At 60.7% G+C, this 14,798-nt stretch carries 13 protein-coding genes; 7 read left to right on the forward strand and 6 right to left on the reverse strand.

Annotation, left to right across the window (positions count from 1 at the left end; all coding sequences use genetic code 11):
• Nucleotides 1–130 precede the first annotated feature (130 nt).
• The gene (locus tag QZH45_RS15340) at nt 131–826 is read left to right on the forward strand and encodes a hypothetical protein (protein ID WP_024777284.1); all 696 of its coding nucleotides are present in this window, start codon (nt 131–133) and stop codon (nt 824–826) included.
• Nucleotides 823–1,731, forward strand: coding sequence for a hypothetical protein (locus QZH45_RS15345; RefSeq protein ID WP_055136131.1), 909 nt, complete (start codon nt 823–825; stop codon nt 1,729–1,731). The genes QZH45_RS15340 and QZH45_RS15345 overlap by 4 nt, the downstream gene beginning before the upstream one ends.
• Nucleotides 1,732–1,839: 108 nt before the next feature.
• Here the strand turns inward: QZH45_RS15345 and QZH45_RS15350 are convergent, their stop codons facing one another.
• The 3 genes from QZH45_RS15350 to QZH45_RS15360 all read right to left on the reverse strand — a co-directional run bounded on the left by QZH45_RS15350 (nt 1,840) and on the right by QZH45_RS15360 (nt 5,384).
• The gene (locus QZH45_RS15350) at nt 1,840–2,403 is read right to left on the reverse strand and encodes a cytochrome b (RefSeq protein WP_055136132.1); all 564 of its coding nucleotides are present in this window, start codon (nt 2,401–2,403) and stop codon (nt 1,840–1,842) included.
• A 106-nt stretch (nt 2,404–2,509) separates the two neighbouring features.
• Nucleotides 2,510–3,964 carry an aldehyde dehydrogenase family protein gene (locus QZH45_RS15355; protein WP_055136133.1) on the reverse strand — a complete coding sequence of 485 codons (1,455 nt, stop codon included), beginning with the start codon at nt 3,962–3,964 and terminating at the stop codon, nt 2,510–2,512.
• A 43-nt stretch (nt 3,965–4,007) separates the two neighbouring features.
• The gene (locus tag QZH45_RS15360) at nt 4,008–5,384 is read right to left on the reverse strand and encodes an aspartate aminotransferase family protein (protein ID WP_053193917.1); all 1,377 of its coding nucleotides are present in this window, start codon (nt 5,382–5,384) and stop codon (nt 4,008–4,010) included.
• Between the two features lie 206 nt (nt 5,385–5,590).
• Here QZH45_RS15360 and QZH45_RS15365 point away from each other — a divergent pair, with 206 nt between their 5' ends.
• Together QZH45_RS15365 and QZH45_RS15370 are read left to right on the forward strand one after the other, a co-directional pair.
• Complete coding sequence (locus tag QZH45_RS15365; RefSeq protein WP_024777279.1) at nt 5,591–6,553, forward strand: helix-turn-helix domain-containing protein; 963 nt, start codon at nt 5,591–5,593, stop codon at nt 6,551–6,553.
• A gap of 327 nt (nt 6,554–6,880) precedes the next feature.
• Entirely contained in the window at nt 6,881–8,329 is a 1,449-nt protein-coding gene (locus tag QZH45_RS15370; protein WP_024777278.1) for an APC family permease, read from the forward strand.
• A gap of 4 nt (nt 8,330–8,333) precedes the next feature.
• Here the strand turns inward: QZH45_RS15370 and QZH45_RS15375 are convergent, their stop codons facing one another.
• Nucleotides 8,334–9,203, reverse strand: a complete 870-nt coding sequence (locus QZH45_RS15375; RefSeq protein ID WP_055134952.1) for a LysR substrate-binding domain-containing protein — start codon at nt 9,201–9,203, stop codon at nt 8,334–8,336.
• 112 nt (nt 9,204–9,315) lie between these two features.
• On the opposite strand from QZH45_RS15375, the gene QZH45_RS15380 reads away from it, so the two are divergent.
• Both QZH45_RS15380 and QZH45_RS15385 read left to right on the forward strand, forming a co-directional pair.
• On the forward strand, nt 9,316–9,930 hold the full coding sequence (locus QZH45_RS15380) for a DUF1989 domain-containing protein (RefSeq protein WP_055134953.1): 615 nt from the start codon (nt 9,316–9,318) through the stop codon (nt 9,928–9,930).
• A gap of 86 nt (nt 9,931–10,016) precedes the next feature.
• Nucleotides 10,017–10,958 carry a LysR substrate-binding domain-containing protein gene (locus QZH45_RS15385; RefSeq protein ID WP_055134954.1) on the forward strand — a complete coding sequence of 314 codons (942 nt, stop codon included), beginning with the start codon at nt 10,017–10,019 and terminating at the stop codon, nt 10,956–10,958.
• Here QZH45_RS15385 and QZH45_RS15390 read toward each other — a convergent pair.
• Both QZH45_RS15390 and QZH45_RS15395 read right to left on the reverse strand, forming a co-directional pair.
• The gene (locus QZH45_RS15390) at nt 10,948–12,303 is read right to left on the reverse strand and encodes an amidase family protein (RefSeq protein ID WP_081325341.1); all 1,356 of its coding nucleotides are present in this window, start codon (nt 12,301–12,303) and stop codon (nt 10,948–10,950) included. The two genes, QZH45_RS15385 and QZH45_RS15390, sit on opposite strands and share 11 nt — an antisense overlap.
• A gap of 38 nt (nt 12,304–12,341) precedes the next feature.
• The gene (locus QZH45_RS15395; RefSeq protein ID WP_053193929.1) at nt 12,342–13,010 is read right to left on the reverse strand and encodes an FMN-dependent NADH-azoreductase; all 669 of its coding nucleotides are present in this window, start codon (nt 13,008–13,010) and stop codon (nt 12,342–12,344) included.
• 404 nt (nt 13,011–13,414) lie between these two features.
• Between QZH45_RS15395 and QZH45_RS15400 the strand changes: the two genes are divergently transcribed.
• Nucleotides 13,415–14,773 carry a purine-cytosine permease family protein gene (locus tag QZH45_RS15400; RefSeq protein WP_231995031.1) on the forward strand — a complete coding sequence of 453 codons (1,359 nt, stop codon included), beginning with the start codon at nt 13,415–13,417 and terminating at the stop codon, nt 14,771–14,773.
• Nucleotides 14,774–14,798: the final 25 nt, after the last annotated feature.

Raw genomic sequence — 14,798 nt, forward strand, 5'->3', positions numbered from 1 at the left:
AGGCTTCTGCCGCGGGAAAGCCTTTCGCATCGGTCGTGTGGTTGAAAAAAAATGTATCACTGTGCCACTATTGTTCTGGCCATTGCTGCCGACACAGGCAGCATCGTTTTTAATCATAGGGACTTGATGCATGTCTTTTCGTACACTCCGCACTCTTGCGGCACTGTCGCTGTTCGCCTGCTTGACACTGACCGGCTGCGCCCACGTTCAACCCCCGGTACCGCTGGATAATCAATTCTGGGATGCCAAAGAGCCAACGATCGGTGTGGCAATTACCGTGGTGCCGGAACCGGTGTTGGCGCTGACCGGCAATCAAGGCATTCTGGATTTTGCAATCAACAAAGGTGTCAACAGCAAGCTCAGCGATAATGTCGAAAAATGGCAAGTGCGCGACCTCAACACCTTGCCCGATGCCATTGTTGCCAAGTTGCAGGCCAAGGGTTTCAAAGCCAAGCGAATCAATGAGCCAGTGGACCTGAAGATATATAAGGAAGTCAGTTTCCGCGAAGGTTACATGGCCCGCGACCTGACCCCAATCAAGGCGGCCTATGGTGTTGATCGTCTGTTGTTGGTGAACATCCTCGGCACGGGCGCCACTCGTAGCTACTACAGTGTCGTGCCGACCAGCGTGCCCATGGCCCAAGTGGGCGGGCAAGGGATGGTGGTCGATCTGGCCGACAACAAATTGCTCTGGTTCAAACCCTTCGCTGTCGTGCAAGCCGCTCAGGGCGAGTGGGACGAGCCGACCTACACCAATCTGACCAATGCCTTCTACCAGGCCATGGACACCAGCCGTCAGCAAATGATCACCCCATTCGAACAATGAGGTGCTCGCTGATAGCGTTCAGTGCGCTGACATTGCTGACGCTGGCCGGCTGTGCACAGAAACCGGCACCGGAAACCGGTTTCAAGTCGCAAGAGGCAGTAGCCTACGTCCAGACCCATGGGGTCAAAGTAGATGTGCAACTGCCTCAAGCATTTGTAGGGGCCAGTACCGTAGTGGATGCCGCGGCCGCGCAGAATGCCGCGACGGCGAGTTATACCCTGGTTGCGAGTTCTGGTAACTCTGCCGGGGTCGCCGGTTTGCTGGTCGCCAGCCTGATCAATACTCAGATGGGCAGCGGCAGCTTGCAACGTGACGCGGAAAATACCGCCGCCAAGGAGTCACGACCGCTCGCCGACTTGTTGGCCGGGGTGCCATTGCAGGAGCGTTTGCAACAACGCTTTCAGCAAGCGTCGGCGGCGGCCGGTATCAAGCAGGGAGCAGGGCAGGTCAGCGCACGTCTGTTGATCGAGCCTAAACTGATACTCACACCGGATCGCGGCAGTTTCGTACTGGTCAATCAGGTGCAAGTCCAGGATATTGCCGGTTCGGCGCTGTATCGCATGCGCATTGAAGTTACCAGCCAGCCGATTCGACGCTGCGGCAAACAATGCGTGGATGACGGCACCCTGGAGCTTTCTCAAGTCACGACTGTACTCGACGAATGCATCGATGAGTCGATGCGCGTGCTTGCCACTGACATGATGCTGCCGACACCGCCACAGGCTGCCCAGGAAACCTTGCGCTATGTTCTGGATGGACAACGGGTAGTCGAGCGTGGCTATCAGTTGGCGAGTCATGGACACTATCGGCGTTATCGCAACCTTTACGGTGCGGTGAAATCCATTCCGGTGCCCTTCGAGGATGCGTTGACGCAGGAACAGTTGCGGGCGGCTTATGAACGCTAGCTAAACCCCTCCCTGTCGAACTGTCGGCGGGTCATGCCATCAGGGGGTTGCTTCAGAGGGGGCAGCATGAAGCGGGCGTAGACGTCTTGCGCCCACGCCCTCGTGCAGTCAAAGCATGCGACGCAGAACGTCTTTTTGCGGATCCCGGTCGAGGAAACGATGCTTGAGAGCGCCGGCGATGTGCAGCAGTATCAGGACGAGCAGGGAATAGGCGAGTACTTTGTGCAGCCACTGGAACACGACGAACCAATCATCATTTTTCGGGAGCAGCTCCGGGAGGTTGACCCCGAAGAAGAACACCCCGTCACTCATCGTGTAGGTGCTCGACATGGAGTAACCCATCAACGGCACGATCACCAGCAGCCCATACATGACCCGTTGCACCAGGTTTGACATCACCTGTTCAGGCCCGGTCAGCGTGTGCAGCGGCTTCGGCAACCTGGGCGTCATGTAGCGCAGGGCGATCTGGACCAGCACCACCATGAATGTCAACACCCCGAAGGATTTGTGCCAGGGGTAATAGAGCTCGTACTTGCTTGCCACTTCATCATTCATCCCGGTCATGTGCCAGCCTGCCCAGAGGAGGCCGGCTACGAGCACGGCGCGTACCCAGTGCAGAAGCAGCAGGGACGTCGGATACCGATCAATTATCTCTTGATTTGTGGTGTTCATCGCAGTCGCCTCATCAATCGTCAAAGACATCGGGAATGCACTTTGAACCACCACCCTCGGCACCTTGCAGGGTTTGGAGGGTGGTTCGCTCAGTGCAATATTGTTCTCAGGCCGGTAGCAGTACGGTAATGACCTTCTCCTCGGTGTAGGCCAGTGCGCCGCTGAACCCTCCTTCACGGCCAATGCCGCTGTCCTTGACGCCGCCCCAGGGCAGGTTGGCGTCCAGCGGGCTCCAGCAGTTGATGCCTACGGCACCGGCCTTCACCGCAGCGGCCACGCGATGCGCTCGCACCAGGTCGCTCGTCCACACCGTGGCGGCGAGACCATAGCTGGAATCGTTGGCCAGCGCGACAGCCTCATCTTCGGTGTCGAAGACGATCACCGTGCCGACCGGGCCGAAGATCTCGTCCCGGGCGATCGCCATGTCATTGCGGGCATTGGCGAAAATCGTCGGCCGCACGAACCAACCTTGCTCAGGGTTCGATACACCACCGGCCAGCAGCGTAGCGCCTTGATCGATGCCCAGTTGGATGTAGCGGTTGACCCGATCGAACTGCGCTTTCTTGGCCACCGGTCCCATCTGCACGTCGGGCTGCCGGGGGTCACCCACCTTGACGGCACACGCGGCATTGGCAAGCGCGGCGGCGAAACGCTCTGCGAGGCTGCGCTGGACCAGGATGCGCGAACCGGCGGCACAGACCTGGCCCTGGTTGGCGAACAGGCCGAGGGTACAACCAAACAGCGCATCGTCGAAGGAGGCGTCATCGAAGACAATCTGCGGGCTCTTGCCGCCCAGCTCCAGTGCCACGCGCTTGAACAGTACACCGGCAGTGCGCTGGATCTCGCGTCCGGCCTCGGGGCTGCCGGTGAAGCTGATCTTGGCGACATCCGGGTGCTCGCACAGGGCACGGCCGACTTCATTGCCGTAACCGGTGACCACGTTGATCACACCGTCGGGAAAGCCCGCTTCCTGGGCCAGGGCCGCCAGGTGCAGGGCTGACTGCGGCGTTTCTTCCGACGGTTTGATCACCACGGTGCAACCTGCCGCCAACAACGCGGCGAGTTTCCAGACCGTGATCATCAGCGGTGAATTCCAAGGCACGATGGCCCCGACCACGCCCACCGGTTCGCGTACCGTGTACGAGAGGGTCTTGGTGCCAAAGTAGCCACCGGAAGGGATGGTGCGACCTTCGAACTGGTTGGCCCAGCCGGCGGCGGCACGCAAGTTGGCGAGCACGTTGGGAATGTCCAGGCGACGCGGCTCGATCGGCGAGCGCCCGATGGCGTCGGCGTCCATGTCGGCGAGCAAGCCGGTGTCGCGTTCCACCAGGTCCGCCAGCTTCAGCAGCAGCCGGCTGCGCTGGGCTCCGTCGAGCTGGCTCCAGGCGCCACCTTCAAGCTGCTTGCGCGCCGCTGCCACGGCGCGGTTCACGTCCTCGGCCGTACCGCGCGCGGCGCTGCCGTAGACCTGTTCCGTCACGGGGTTGATGAGGTTCGTTCGACGGCCGTCGGAGGCCTCGAAGGAGCCGCCTTCGATGAAGTGATTCAGATGCTGTGTCATGTTTGGATCCATGAATGTTGTGCAGTGGTCAGGTAGACCCGTTTCATGCCTTGAGCGAGGCCAGGGCGTCGCCGAAGATGTCCAGCGCCTTGAAGAACAGCGAGCGCGAGATCGTCAGCGAAGGCATGACACGCATCACGTTGCTGTAGCGACCGCAGGGGATCATCAGCACGCCGTGGTTCAGCAGGTAGCCCATGAGTTGGCCGATCCTGGCGCCTTCCAGCGGTGCCTTGGTGGCCGGGTCTTCAACCAGTTCGATGCCGATCATCAGGCCGCGGCCGCGCACCTCACCCACGAACGGGCTGTTGAAGCCACGGATACGTTCCTGCGCTTCCAGCCCCAGGGTGTGCGCACGGTTGAGCAGATCGAGCTCTGGATCCTGCAGGATGCTGATGTTGGTCAACGCCACGGCGGCGGACAACGAGTTGGCAGCGAAGGTGTTGGGCACCGAGCCGTCAGGAATCGCAGCGGCCAGGTCCGAGCGCATGATCAGGCCCGCCATGGGCAGGTCGCTGCCGATGCCTTTGCCGAACGTGAGCATGTCGGGTTTGACGCCCGAGTGTTCAACTGCCCACATCTTGCCTGTCCGCCCGGCGCCGGATTGCACTTCATCGACGATCAGCAGCGCGCCGCTGCGGTCGCAGGCCTTGCGCAAGAGCTGCAGGAACTCAGGCGAGGGAGGCACGTAGCCGCCTTCGCCCTGTACGGGCTCGACGATCACGGCGGCGACGTCATCGGCGGCGGTGTAGGGAGTGTTCAGCAAGTAGTCCACGTAATCGCCGGCGATCTGCTCGGCGCTTTTGTGGGTGGTATCGAACGGGAAACGGTAGGCATAAGGGTAGGGCGCGTGAATGACACCGCCCATCATGGCGCCGTAGCCCTTGCGGTAGGCCGTACCTGTCGTCAGCGCGCCTGATGCGTTCCACACGCCATGGTAGCCTCCATGGAAGGCGATGATCTGGTGCCGGCCGGTGATGCGCTTGGCGAACTTGACCGCGGCCTCCAATGCATCGCTGCCGCTTTGGGTAAAGAATGTGGTGCAATCGCCGCGCAAGCCATCGGGCGCGATCTCGGATATCTTGGCTGCCAGCTCGGTGCGTCGGGTGCTGTTGACTTCCAGGGCGTGCATCAACACTTCGGACTGTTCGCGGATGGCCTGTACCACTTTCGGGTGGCAGCGGCCCACGCTGCTGACGCCCACGCCGGCGGACAGGTCGATGTAGGTGTTGCCGTCCGGATCCTTGAAGGTCGCGCCGAACGCCCGGTCCATGGCCACCGGCATGCGTCCGCCGCCGCGGGCCATGGACTCGGTACGCGCCGACAACGCCAGGGCTTCGCGGGTCATGGGACCGGGGAGGGTGCTGGAAATAATCCGCGGGGCATCCGCGAAGTGGAGGGATTCAAGTTTGGCTTCACTCATGACGGTCTCTCTGGATGTCGATTGGAGTGTGCCGATCATCTCCAGCGCGCCTCCCCAAGCGGTAGCCCGAATCGGCACATGGGTGAATTGCGCCGAAGGTGGCGAGTGATATTCTGCTATGGAATTTTTAGAAATCCCTTTAATGTGCGAATATCGGTCAAGAAGGCAGGATAAGAACAATAATATTTGAGAGGCTTTCGCGTATTATGAGAAATGTTCACATAAACCACTTTCGCGACGTCCACCTCCATGCCGCTACCGTCCAGGAGTGGAGTCAGGACTACAACCAGCTCACCGCCGGTTCGGCCGAAAGTACGCTCATGCAGCTGACCACTGCCCATTGCCACGTCTTTCGCGAGCAGATCAACCAGCGTGTCGTGCAGCACGGCGTGGCTCCTCGAGGCAAAATGTGTTTCGCGGTGCCGATCAACGTCCCGGGCGCGATTCGGATGCAAGGGCGCGACGTGGACGACAGCAGCCTGTTCTTTCTTCACGGCGGTGAGGAGTTCATGTTCCATATGCCGATGGGCATGGAGCTGCTTTCAATCACCTTCGAGCGAGAGTTGTTCGAGCAGGCGCTGGCGCAAACGGCCTCGGCGAAGGACATCAGCCAGCTGCTGCGTCAACCGGTGATCAGGGTTTCCACGCCGCACTTCGCGCAGGCGCGTCGGCGGTTGCTGGCGATATTCTCCCAGGCTCTGGTGAACGAAGAGCTCGACAATGTGTGGGAACAGGAGCTGGAACAGGCGATGCTCGGCGAGATGCTGCAGCTCATGACCGATCCGGCCTGCGACAAATACCAACGCACCACGAGCTCCACCCGTAGCTTCATTGTCGAGAAATGCCACCGTCTGACCACTGCCGAAATGAACAACGTGCCCAGCGTGGATGAGTTGTGCCAGCGCCTGCAGGTGAGTCGGCGTACCGTGCAGAACAGCTTCCGTGCGGTGGCCGAGACGACGCCGCTGAACTATCTGCGCTCGGTCCGGCTGAACGGTGTGCGCCGCACCTTGATGTCCACCCAGGCGTCGCATCTGTCGATTGGCGATGCCGCTGCCCAGTGGGGCTTTTATCACCTGAGCCACTTCGCGGCGGAGTACCAGGAACTGTTCGCGGAGCTGCCGTCCCATACCCAGCGCGCAGCCATTCCCGAGTGCGCCCTGGCCTGAGTGCGCACTCAAGTCGCGAAGCAACCCCTGTGGCGAGGGGATTTATCCCCGCTGGGCTGCGAAGCAGCCCCAAAACCTGCTTTGTGGAGCATCAGCCAACTATAACCAGCCTTAAGGGGGCTGCTACGCAGCCCAGCGGGGATAAATCCCCTCGCCACGGTTTTTGTGGGAAGGGCTGTCTGATGACCGATTTGGGTTACTGGGACGTTGATGGGCAGGCATAGGATCGAACCCGGCGTGCAACAAGAACAATAAGCCATTCGGTGCCGGTGAACGGATGACTGCATCGATCCCACAGCGACTGCCTCATACAATAAGGTCAAGCACATGAGTGTATCTCTCCCGGTCAACAGCTCCACGGAGCTCAAGCGTGGTGCCTTGGGTGTCGGCTTCATCATTTTCTTCGTGGTGTCGGCGGCGAGCCCGCTGAGTGTCATCGCCGGTGGCTTCCCCATTGGCATCATGCTGGGTAACGGCGCCGGTACACCGGCGTTGCTGATCCTGGCCTTGCTGGTGTTGTTGATGTTCTCGGTGGGCTACACCACCATGTCCCGGCACGTCACCAATGCCGGTGGTTTCTACGCGTTCACCTCCCGTGGCCTGGGTGGCCTGGCGGGTGGTGCGGCAGGGGTGTTGGCGATGTTTGCCTACAACATCCTTCAGGTGGGGTTGTACGGCATGTTCGGCGGCGTGGTCAGCGGCACCATGGCCAGCGTGTTTGGCCTGGAACTGCCCTGGTGGGCTTATTCGTTGATGGCAATGGCCAGCGTCGCGATCCTGGGGTATCGCAAGATCGATCTCTCGGCCCGGGTGCTGTCGGTCATCGTGATTGCCGAGTACCTGGCGATCCTGAGCCTGGACTTCGCCATCCTCAGCACGGGCGGCGACAGTGGCGTCAATCTCGACGCGTTCGATCGCAGCCACGTGTTCAGCGGCACGCCGTCGATCGGCCTGCTGTTCTGCTTCGCCGCGTTCATCGGTTTCGAGGCCACGACCATCTATGGCGAAGAAGCCAGGAACCCGCAACGGACGATTCCGATTGCCACCTACTGCTCGGTACTGCTGATCGGCGGGTTTTATGCGCTGTCGGTCTGGTCGATGGTGGTGGGGGTGGGCGCGGACAAGATCGTGCCGATGCTGCAGGCCCTGCAGGATCCCACGACCTTTATCTACGGCATGTCCGATCACTTTGTCGGCCCGCACCTGACCCAGATTATCCGGGTGCTGTTCATGGTCAGTATCTATGCCGGGTTGCTTGCCTTTCATAACGCCGCCGCCCGTTACTTCTACGCCATCGGACGCGACGGGCTGTTGCCGCGCCAACTGGGAACGACTCATCGGGTCCACCAGAGTCCCCATATGGGCTCTGTCTTGCAGAGCTTGATTTCTGCGGTGGTGGTGCTGATTTTCGCCGCCATGGATGCCGATCCGATCCTGCAGTTGTTTGCCTGGCTGTCCAACCTGGCCACGCTGTGCGTGATCTTGCTGATGGCGCTCACGTCCGCCGCGGTATTTGCCTTTTCCCGCAGCCACCCCGAGCTGAGGCTCGGACTCTGGCGTGGGGGGATCTTTCCCGCGCTATCCTGCCTGGTCCTGTTGGCGGTCCTGATCATCGCGGTGCTGCATTTCGATGTGCTGACAGGCGCCAGCCAGACCTTGTCCTATGGCCTCTGCGCGATTATTCCCGCAGCTTTGCTGGCTGGAGTGTTCCTGGCGGCTCGACTGCGCAAGAGCGCCCCGGAGCGGTATCTGGCATTGGGGAGCCACAAGCTCTAGGAGGTCACAGGTGCTGCTTCAGGAAGCGTATAAACTCAAGGGCCAGTTGCGAAGGTTCTTCCTGGGTAGGCAGCAGCAAGGCAATCTCGTACTTGATGGCGGGCTTGAAGGGTTTCAGGACCAGGTCGCGGGCGAAGGGACGGCTGACCACCGGATCGACCATACCGACGCCCATTCCGGAGCGGACCAGTTCGCATGCTGTCGCAAAGAACTCTGTCTCGGCCACCACGTTCCAGGATGACCCGTACGCCGAAAACGCCATTGCCAGTTGCTGGTAGAGGGGGTCGCCCTTGAACAGCGAAACGAACGGCACGCCATCCAGCTCCGCCGGGGTAATCATGTCCAATGCTGCCAGCGGGTGATCGGCAGGCATCATGCACTGGCATTCATAGGCAATCACCTCCATGCGGGACGTCGGATAGTCGAGCGGCAGCTCGGCAATGGCCAGGTCGAATTGCTGCGTCGTGATCAACTCACGAACGGACTGGGAGTTGCGGGTGATGACCTTGAGCTCCAGGCCCGGGCGCTCCCTGGCGAATTCGGCCATCAGGCGTGGCAGCAAACTGATCGAGATGCTGGCGTAGGCGGCGATCGCCAGATGACCGCGCTTGCCCGTGCGGATTTCCTTGGCGATGCGTTGGGTTTTCTCCACGGCCTCCAGCGCCCGTTCCGCCTCGATGAAGAACAGCCGGGCTTCAGGGGTAGGTTGCAGGCGACCGCCCTTGCGCACGAACAGTTTGAGGCCAGTTTCATGTTCCAGGTTGGCGATGGTGCTGCTGATCGCCGGCTGGGAAATATTCAAGAGCTCCGCAGCGCGGGTCATCGTGCCGTGAATCATCAAGGTTCTGAAGCACTCGAGCTGACGGATTCGCATGGGTTGACCTATAGATCCAACTTATACTGAAGCCACTTTATATTATTGGTTTGAGGTTTTCTTCCGTGTTTTCCTTGATAGCAGGCCCATCAGCGCAGAGGAAAACCGCGACATGAACACGATGACTTCGATGCCCCCCGGTGAGCGGCTTCTCCTGCCAGCGCGGCAGGGTGTAGCGCTACGGTTGAAGCAGGGGCAGACCCTCCAGGTGGTCAACACCCATGGTAAACAGGTGGTGGACACCTGGGCCTTCAACCCGGGCGACCTGCAGGAAGCCATGTCGATGGAGCACAGTCGTCCCTTCTGGTTGAAACTCAACCCACGGGAAGGCGACAGCTTGCTGACCAACAAGCGTCGCAGGATCCTGACGCTGGTCGAGGACACGACGCCGGGCATCCACGACACCCTGGTCGCCGCCTGTGACCCGACCCGCTATGTTCAACTGGGCGTCGTCGGCCATCACGCCAGCTGCAACGAAAACCTCTTCCTGGCCCTGGAGGCCATCGGTCTGTTGGCGCCTGATACGCCGAGCCCCTTGAACCTCTTCATGAACGTCCCGGTGCACGAAGATGGACGCATCGAGTTTGCCGAGCCTGTCAGCAAGCCAGGACAATATGTCTGCCTCAAAGCGGAAATGGACGCTATTGTGGTGCTGTCCGCCTGCCCTCAGGACGTGACGGCGGTAAACGGCATGCGGCCCCAGGACGTCCATTACCGCATCCTCTGACGGATCGCCAACCTGCTGGCACCTGTTGCTCGCCAGCAGGATACTGAATACGTCGCAAGCACCCCGTCGGGTGCCCGGAGAAAACCATGCGCAAAATCCCCCCTCTGAATTCCGTGCGCGCGTTTGAGGCGGTCGCACGGCACCAGAGTTTTTCTGCCGCGGCGAACGAGCTCTCGGTGACGGTCGCCGCGGTCAGCCATCAAGTGCGCCAATTGGAAGAAGGCTTGGGGCAAAAGCTCCTGGAAAGAGGCCGAATGGTGACCCTCACGCCTGCCGGGAAGGCGATCTATCCGTTGCTGCGCGAGGGCTTCGACCAGATTGCCCAGGCGTTTGCCTTGTTGGGCGGGGCAAAGGAGGGCGATGCCATCCACGTGTCCACCACACGGGCCTTCGCCGAACGTTGGCTCATGCCGCGTCTGGCGAAGTTCAACGAGATTTATCCGAACATCGTGGTGTCCATCCACGCCTCGGAAAAAGTCGTGGATTTGCGTGCTGAGACCGTCGACCTGGCGATCCGATATGGACCGGTCGATGCCGAAGTGCGCGGGCCGGTGTTGTTCGAAGACCGGTTCATCGCGGTCGCGGACAAGCGCATTTGCCCACTGGAACACAACGCAACGATCAACGATTTCCCTAATCGACCGCTGCTGGCGTTCAAATGGAAGAACCAGGCACTCGAAGCCCCCTCGTGGTCGGCCTGGCTGGCCGGGGTCAAACGCGATACCTCGGGTGATTTGCGAATCTCCTGGTACAGCGAGGAAACCCTGGCGCTGCATGCGCTGGAGCGGGGCCTGGGGCCCTTGCTGTGCAGCGATGTGCTGATTGATGATGAGTTGCGTTCGGGGCGGATCCGGCGGCTAGAAGGACCGACCTTGGCGGGCTTCACCTATCACCTGATTGAAAACAGCCATGGCCACCCACGACGTAGCCTGGCGCTGTTCAGGGAATGGCTCCTGGACGAGGCCAGGTCATTCAGGGGCAATGCCCTCAATGACCTGGCGGGACATCAACGGTTACTCACCACCTGAGGCCATCCGCGAGCATGGCCGACTCTATGGCCAGGCATGCGCTGAGCAGTGGGTCATCGCGACCCCGGGTCGTCGAGAACAGCACTGAAGTGGCAAGCCCGAGGCTGTCCTGGCCGGATGGGAGGGCGACCCCCGGCATGTCCAGCAGGCTGCCGATCATAGTGAGTGACAAGGTCTCCAGATTGACCGCCGCGAACAGCGCGTCGTCCTGCTCCAGGGGCGCCATGGGCGGGGCGACATGCTTGACCGTCGGCATCACCAGCAAGGCGCCGTCGAGCTCATCCTCGATGGCCGCCATCAGTGCTTCACGTGACTGTCGGATCCTGGCCTCGGTGGCCGAGTCGATGTCCTTGGCCGCACGCAGGCGCGCGCACACGCGTCTGTCCATCCGGACGCCTTGCGGGCTTTCCACGATCGGGCCCAGTAGACGCCAGGCTTCTATCGCGCCCAACCAGACCGAACGGGCAATCAGTTCACGGGTTTGGGCAACGGCGGCAACCGTTCGATACTCAACCTGGGTCCCGGCGGCGCGCAGCCGTTCCATCGTGGCGACAAGGTTCTGCCGTACCGCTGGTTGCAGCGCCGGGTCGGACAACACACCTTCGTCGACTACAAGGCGCAGGTCCGAAAGCCTCGCAGCCGGGCAGCCCCCGTCGTTGATCCCGCGCATCGCCCTGTCCAGCGCGGCGCAGTCAGCCACGCTGTGGGCGAAGGCGCCCAGGCTGTCGAGCGTGACAGCGAGGGGGTGAACGCCTTGCTGGCTGTATCGGCCTGTCGAGGCCTTGTAGCCGACCACACCATTGAACGCCGCCGGGACGCGAATCGAGCCGGCGGTGTCCGTGCCAATGGCGCTGGTGACGATGCCCCGTTGAACCGCGATGGCCGAACCGGAGGAGGAGCCGCCGGGCACGCGGGTTTCATCGACCACGACAGCTGAGGCCGGTGTCCCGAAATGCGGGTTCAGGCCCAGGCCGGAATAAGCGAACTCCGCGAGGTTGGTTTTCCCCAGCGGGATCATGCCCTGCGCGGTGAGGGCGGCGATGACTGCCGCATCCTCGACGGCGATCTCAGCGTCGACCCGCGTGATGGAGCCGGCCGTCGTCCGGCTGCCGGCAACGTCCAGCAGGTCTTTGACCGCGTAGGGAATGCCGTCGAAAGCGCTCAACGGGGTGCCTTGTTGCCAGCGCCGGGTCGACGCGCGGGCGGCGTCGAGGGCGCGTTGCTCCAGCAGGGAGATGAACACCGGCTGCGCTTCTTTCGCCGCGGCCAATGCGCAGGCGACCAACTCATCGGGTGTCGTCAGGCCTTGCCTCAATCGCTCGGCGGTTTGCAACATGGTGATCATGTGTTCTCCCTTGTCGAATAGGCGACGGTGCTGGACGCTCAAGCCAGCGACACCTGGTGTTGTCTTTGCTCGATCATCTGCCGGACCAGCACCGGAACGGCGTCGAAGGCATTGGCGATGGAGGCTTCATGGCGAGCGTCGGCAAACTCCTGGTAGTCGATGGAAATCACATGGGTTTCATTCACGCCCAGGTAGTGCGCGCACGTCTGGATGTGCGTGTCCAGGTGGTTCATGTTCTCGCGAACGCCACCCGGGCCAAACCCGAATTCGCCTCGGGACGACAGGATGACCAGTTTCTTGCCGCTCATGATCGGTTCCAGTGGGTAGTCGCCACGCTCCAGGTCGAAGGTGAAGGTTTTGCCGATTCGGATCACCTTGTCAAACCAGGACTTGAGCGCGGCGGGCATCCCGTAGTTGTACATCGGGGTGCCGATGACGATGACGTCGGCGCGGTCGAGCTCATCGATCAGTTCGTCCGAGAGGCGGATTTGCTCACGTTTTTGCGGCGTCATCTGCTCTTCGGGGGTGAAGACCGCGGCAATCCAGGCTTCGGTCACGAAAGGAGGTGGGTTGCGGCCGATGTCACGGGTGATGACCTGGGTGTTGGCATCGCGCTCACGCCACGCCTCGACAAAGGCCTGGGACAGTTTACGGCTCAGTGAGCGGTCGGATCGTGCGCTGGCGTCAATGTGAAGAAGGGTGGTCATGTCATGTTTCCTGTTAATACCGAGGTGGAAATACCTCAGTGACGGAGACAAGTTGGCCATGGGGTTCAGTTGTTCGACTATTGATATTTATTTGAACGACATCAAATAAAACTCAACAAGTGAATATTCTTGCTCGGACTGTTTTGAAAAGACGTTATTTTCAGCCCTGAAAGGCTAGTTTCATGCCTGGAAGTCTTGCGCGCTTAAGGAAAACTCAAGACGGCAAGTTTTCTAAAGGACGCTTTAGTTATCGTCAATTACTTAAATTTGCGGACCTCGCTTTAATGAATCCGGGCGATACAGGTGGTCGCCGGTCAGCGAGGAAAATAATAATGTCAACGCGTCGCGAATCTGAAAACAGCTTAATCAACGAGGCTAACTATGATGCACTCGGTGTCGAGCCCGTGCCCGATAGTCATCGCACTTCTACACCCCTGGACCAGTTCTGGATCTGGGCAGGGGCGAACGTGGCTCCGATCAACTGGGTATTGGGTGCCATCGGTATCCAGCTGGGCCTGAGCCTGATCGAAACCCTGCTGGTCATCGTGGTCGGCAACCTGTTGGGCGCCGCCTTGTTCGGCGGCATCTGCATCATGGGACACCGCACGGGAGTGCCGCAGATGGTGCTGTCCCGGCTGGCGTTTGGCCGACGCGGTGCCTACCTCCCGACCCTCATGCAAGTGCTGATGCCGATGGGCTGGGTGGCGACCAACACATGGATCGTGCTGGACCTTGCGGTGGCCGCCCTGGAACGAATCGGCATCAGTGGTGGCATGGAGCTCAAGTACGGCATTGCCCTGGTCGTCATGATCGTGCAGGTCGGGATCGCCGCCTGGGGTTTCAACGCAATCAAGTGCTTCGAGCGCTACACGATGCCGGTGATCCTGCTGATCATGGTGGTAATGACCGGTCTGGCCTTCACACACGTGGATATCCAGTGGCAGCGTTCGACCGTCGAGGGCATCGGCAAGCTCTCGGCCATGAGCAGTCTCATGACGGCGATCGGGATCGGTTGGGGCATTTCGTGGCTGGTATACGCTTCGGACTACACCCGCTTCACCCAGCGCAAACTGTCCGATGGGCAGGTGTTCCGCTCGACGTTCCTCGGCATGTTCCTGCCCACCGTATGGCTGGCTTTCCTCGGCGCGGCGATTGCCTCCGCGGGTGCCGGCTCGGACCCGGCACAATTGATCATTGCGGTCTTCGGCACCATGGCGTTGCCGGTCCTCCTGGTGCTGCTTCATGGTCCGGTGGCCACCAACATCGTGGTCATCTACTCGGCAGCGCTGGCCACCTTGTCCCTGGACCTGCGCGTCCCACGCTGGGTGGTTTCAACGGTCTCGGGCCTGGTGGCGCTGTTCATCCTCTATCTGTTCCTGCAATCCGGCGAGTTTGTCCACGCCTTTGAAAACCTGATGGTGTTTTTCGTGGTGTGGATCAGTCCGTGGGCGGGTATCACCCTGGTCGATTTTTTCCTGATTCGCCGGGGCCAGGTCGATTTGAAGTCGCTCTACTGCCATCACTCGGAAAGCAACTGCACCGATGTGAACTGGAGAGGGGTATTTGCACTGGCGGTCGGGGTGTTGGCGGCCTGGTTATTCCAGGTAGGCACCATTCAATCGCTGCAAGGTCCTCTTGCGATGGCATTGGGTGGAATTGATTTGTCCTGGTTGGCCGGGTTTGGCGTGGGCGGCGGTATTTATTACGTATTGCACCGTTCGCGCCCCACCGAAGTTATTCGCTCGTCAGTGATGGCCAAGTAAGCGCTGTGCAACGATTCATCATTAA

Source organism: Pseudomonas corrugata (genome assembly GCF_050920615.1).
Classification (GTDB): Bacteria; Pseudomonadota; Gammaproteobacteria; order Pseudomonadales; family Pseudomonadaceae; genus Aquipseudomonas; species Aquipseudomonas corrugata.

Excerpts from the sequence above, each read along its gene's own strand:
- QZH45_RS15340 (WP_024777284.1), top strand. The coding sequence starts at position 131 with ATGTCTTTTCGTACACTCCGCACTCTTGCGGCACTGTCGCTGTTCGCC.
- QZH45_RS15345 (WP_055136131.1), top strand. The coding sequence starts at position 823 with ATGAGGTGCTCGCTGATAGCGTTCAGTGCGCTGACATTGCTGACGCTG.
- QZH45_RS15350 (WP_055136132.1), bottom strand. The coding sequence starts at position 2,403 with ATGAACACCACAAATCAAGAGATAATTGATCGGTATCCGACGTCCCTG.
- QZH45_RS15355 (WP_055136133.1), bottom strand. The coding sequence starts at position 3,964 with ATGACACAGCATCTGAATCACTTCATCGAAGGCGGCTCCTTCGAGGCC.
- QZH45_RS15360 (WP_053193917.1), bottom strand. The coding sequence starts at position 5,384 with ATGAGTGAAGCCAAACTTGAATCCCTCCACTTCGCGGATGCCCCGCGG.
- QZH45_RS15365 (WP_024777279.1), top strand. The coding sequence starts at position 5,591 with ATGAGAAATGTTCACATAAACCACTTTCGCGACGTCCACCTCCATGCC.
- QZH45_RS15370 (WP_024777278.1), top strand. The coding sequence starts at position 6,881 with ATGAGTGTATCTCTCCCGGTCAACAGCTCCACGGAGCTCAAGCGTGGT.
- QZH45_RS15375 (WP_055134952.1), bottom strand. The coding sequence starts at position 9,203 with ATGCGAATCCGTCAGCTCGAGTGCTTCAGAACCTTGATGATTCACGGC.
- QZH45_RS15380 (WP_055134953.1), top strand. The coding sequence starts at position 9,316 with ATGAACACGATGACTTCGATGCCCCCCGGTGAGCGGCTTCTCCTGCCA.
- QZH45_RS15385 (WP_055134954.1), top strand. The coding sequence starts at position 10,017 with ATGCGCAAAATCCCCCCTCTGAATTCCGTGCGCGCGTTTGAGGCGGTC.
- QZH45_RS15390 (WP_081325341.1), bottom strand. The coding sequence starts at position 12,303 with ATGATCACCATGTTGCAAACCGCCGAGCGATTGAGGCAAGGCCTGACG.
- QZH45_RS15395 (WP_053193929.1), bottom strand. The coding sequence starts at position 13,010 with ATGACCACCCTTCTTCACATTGACGCCAGCGCACGATCCGACCGCTCA.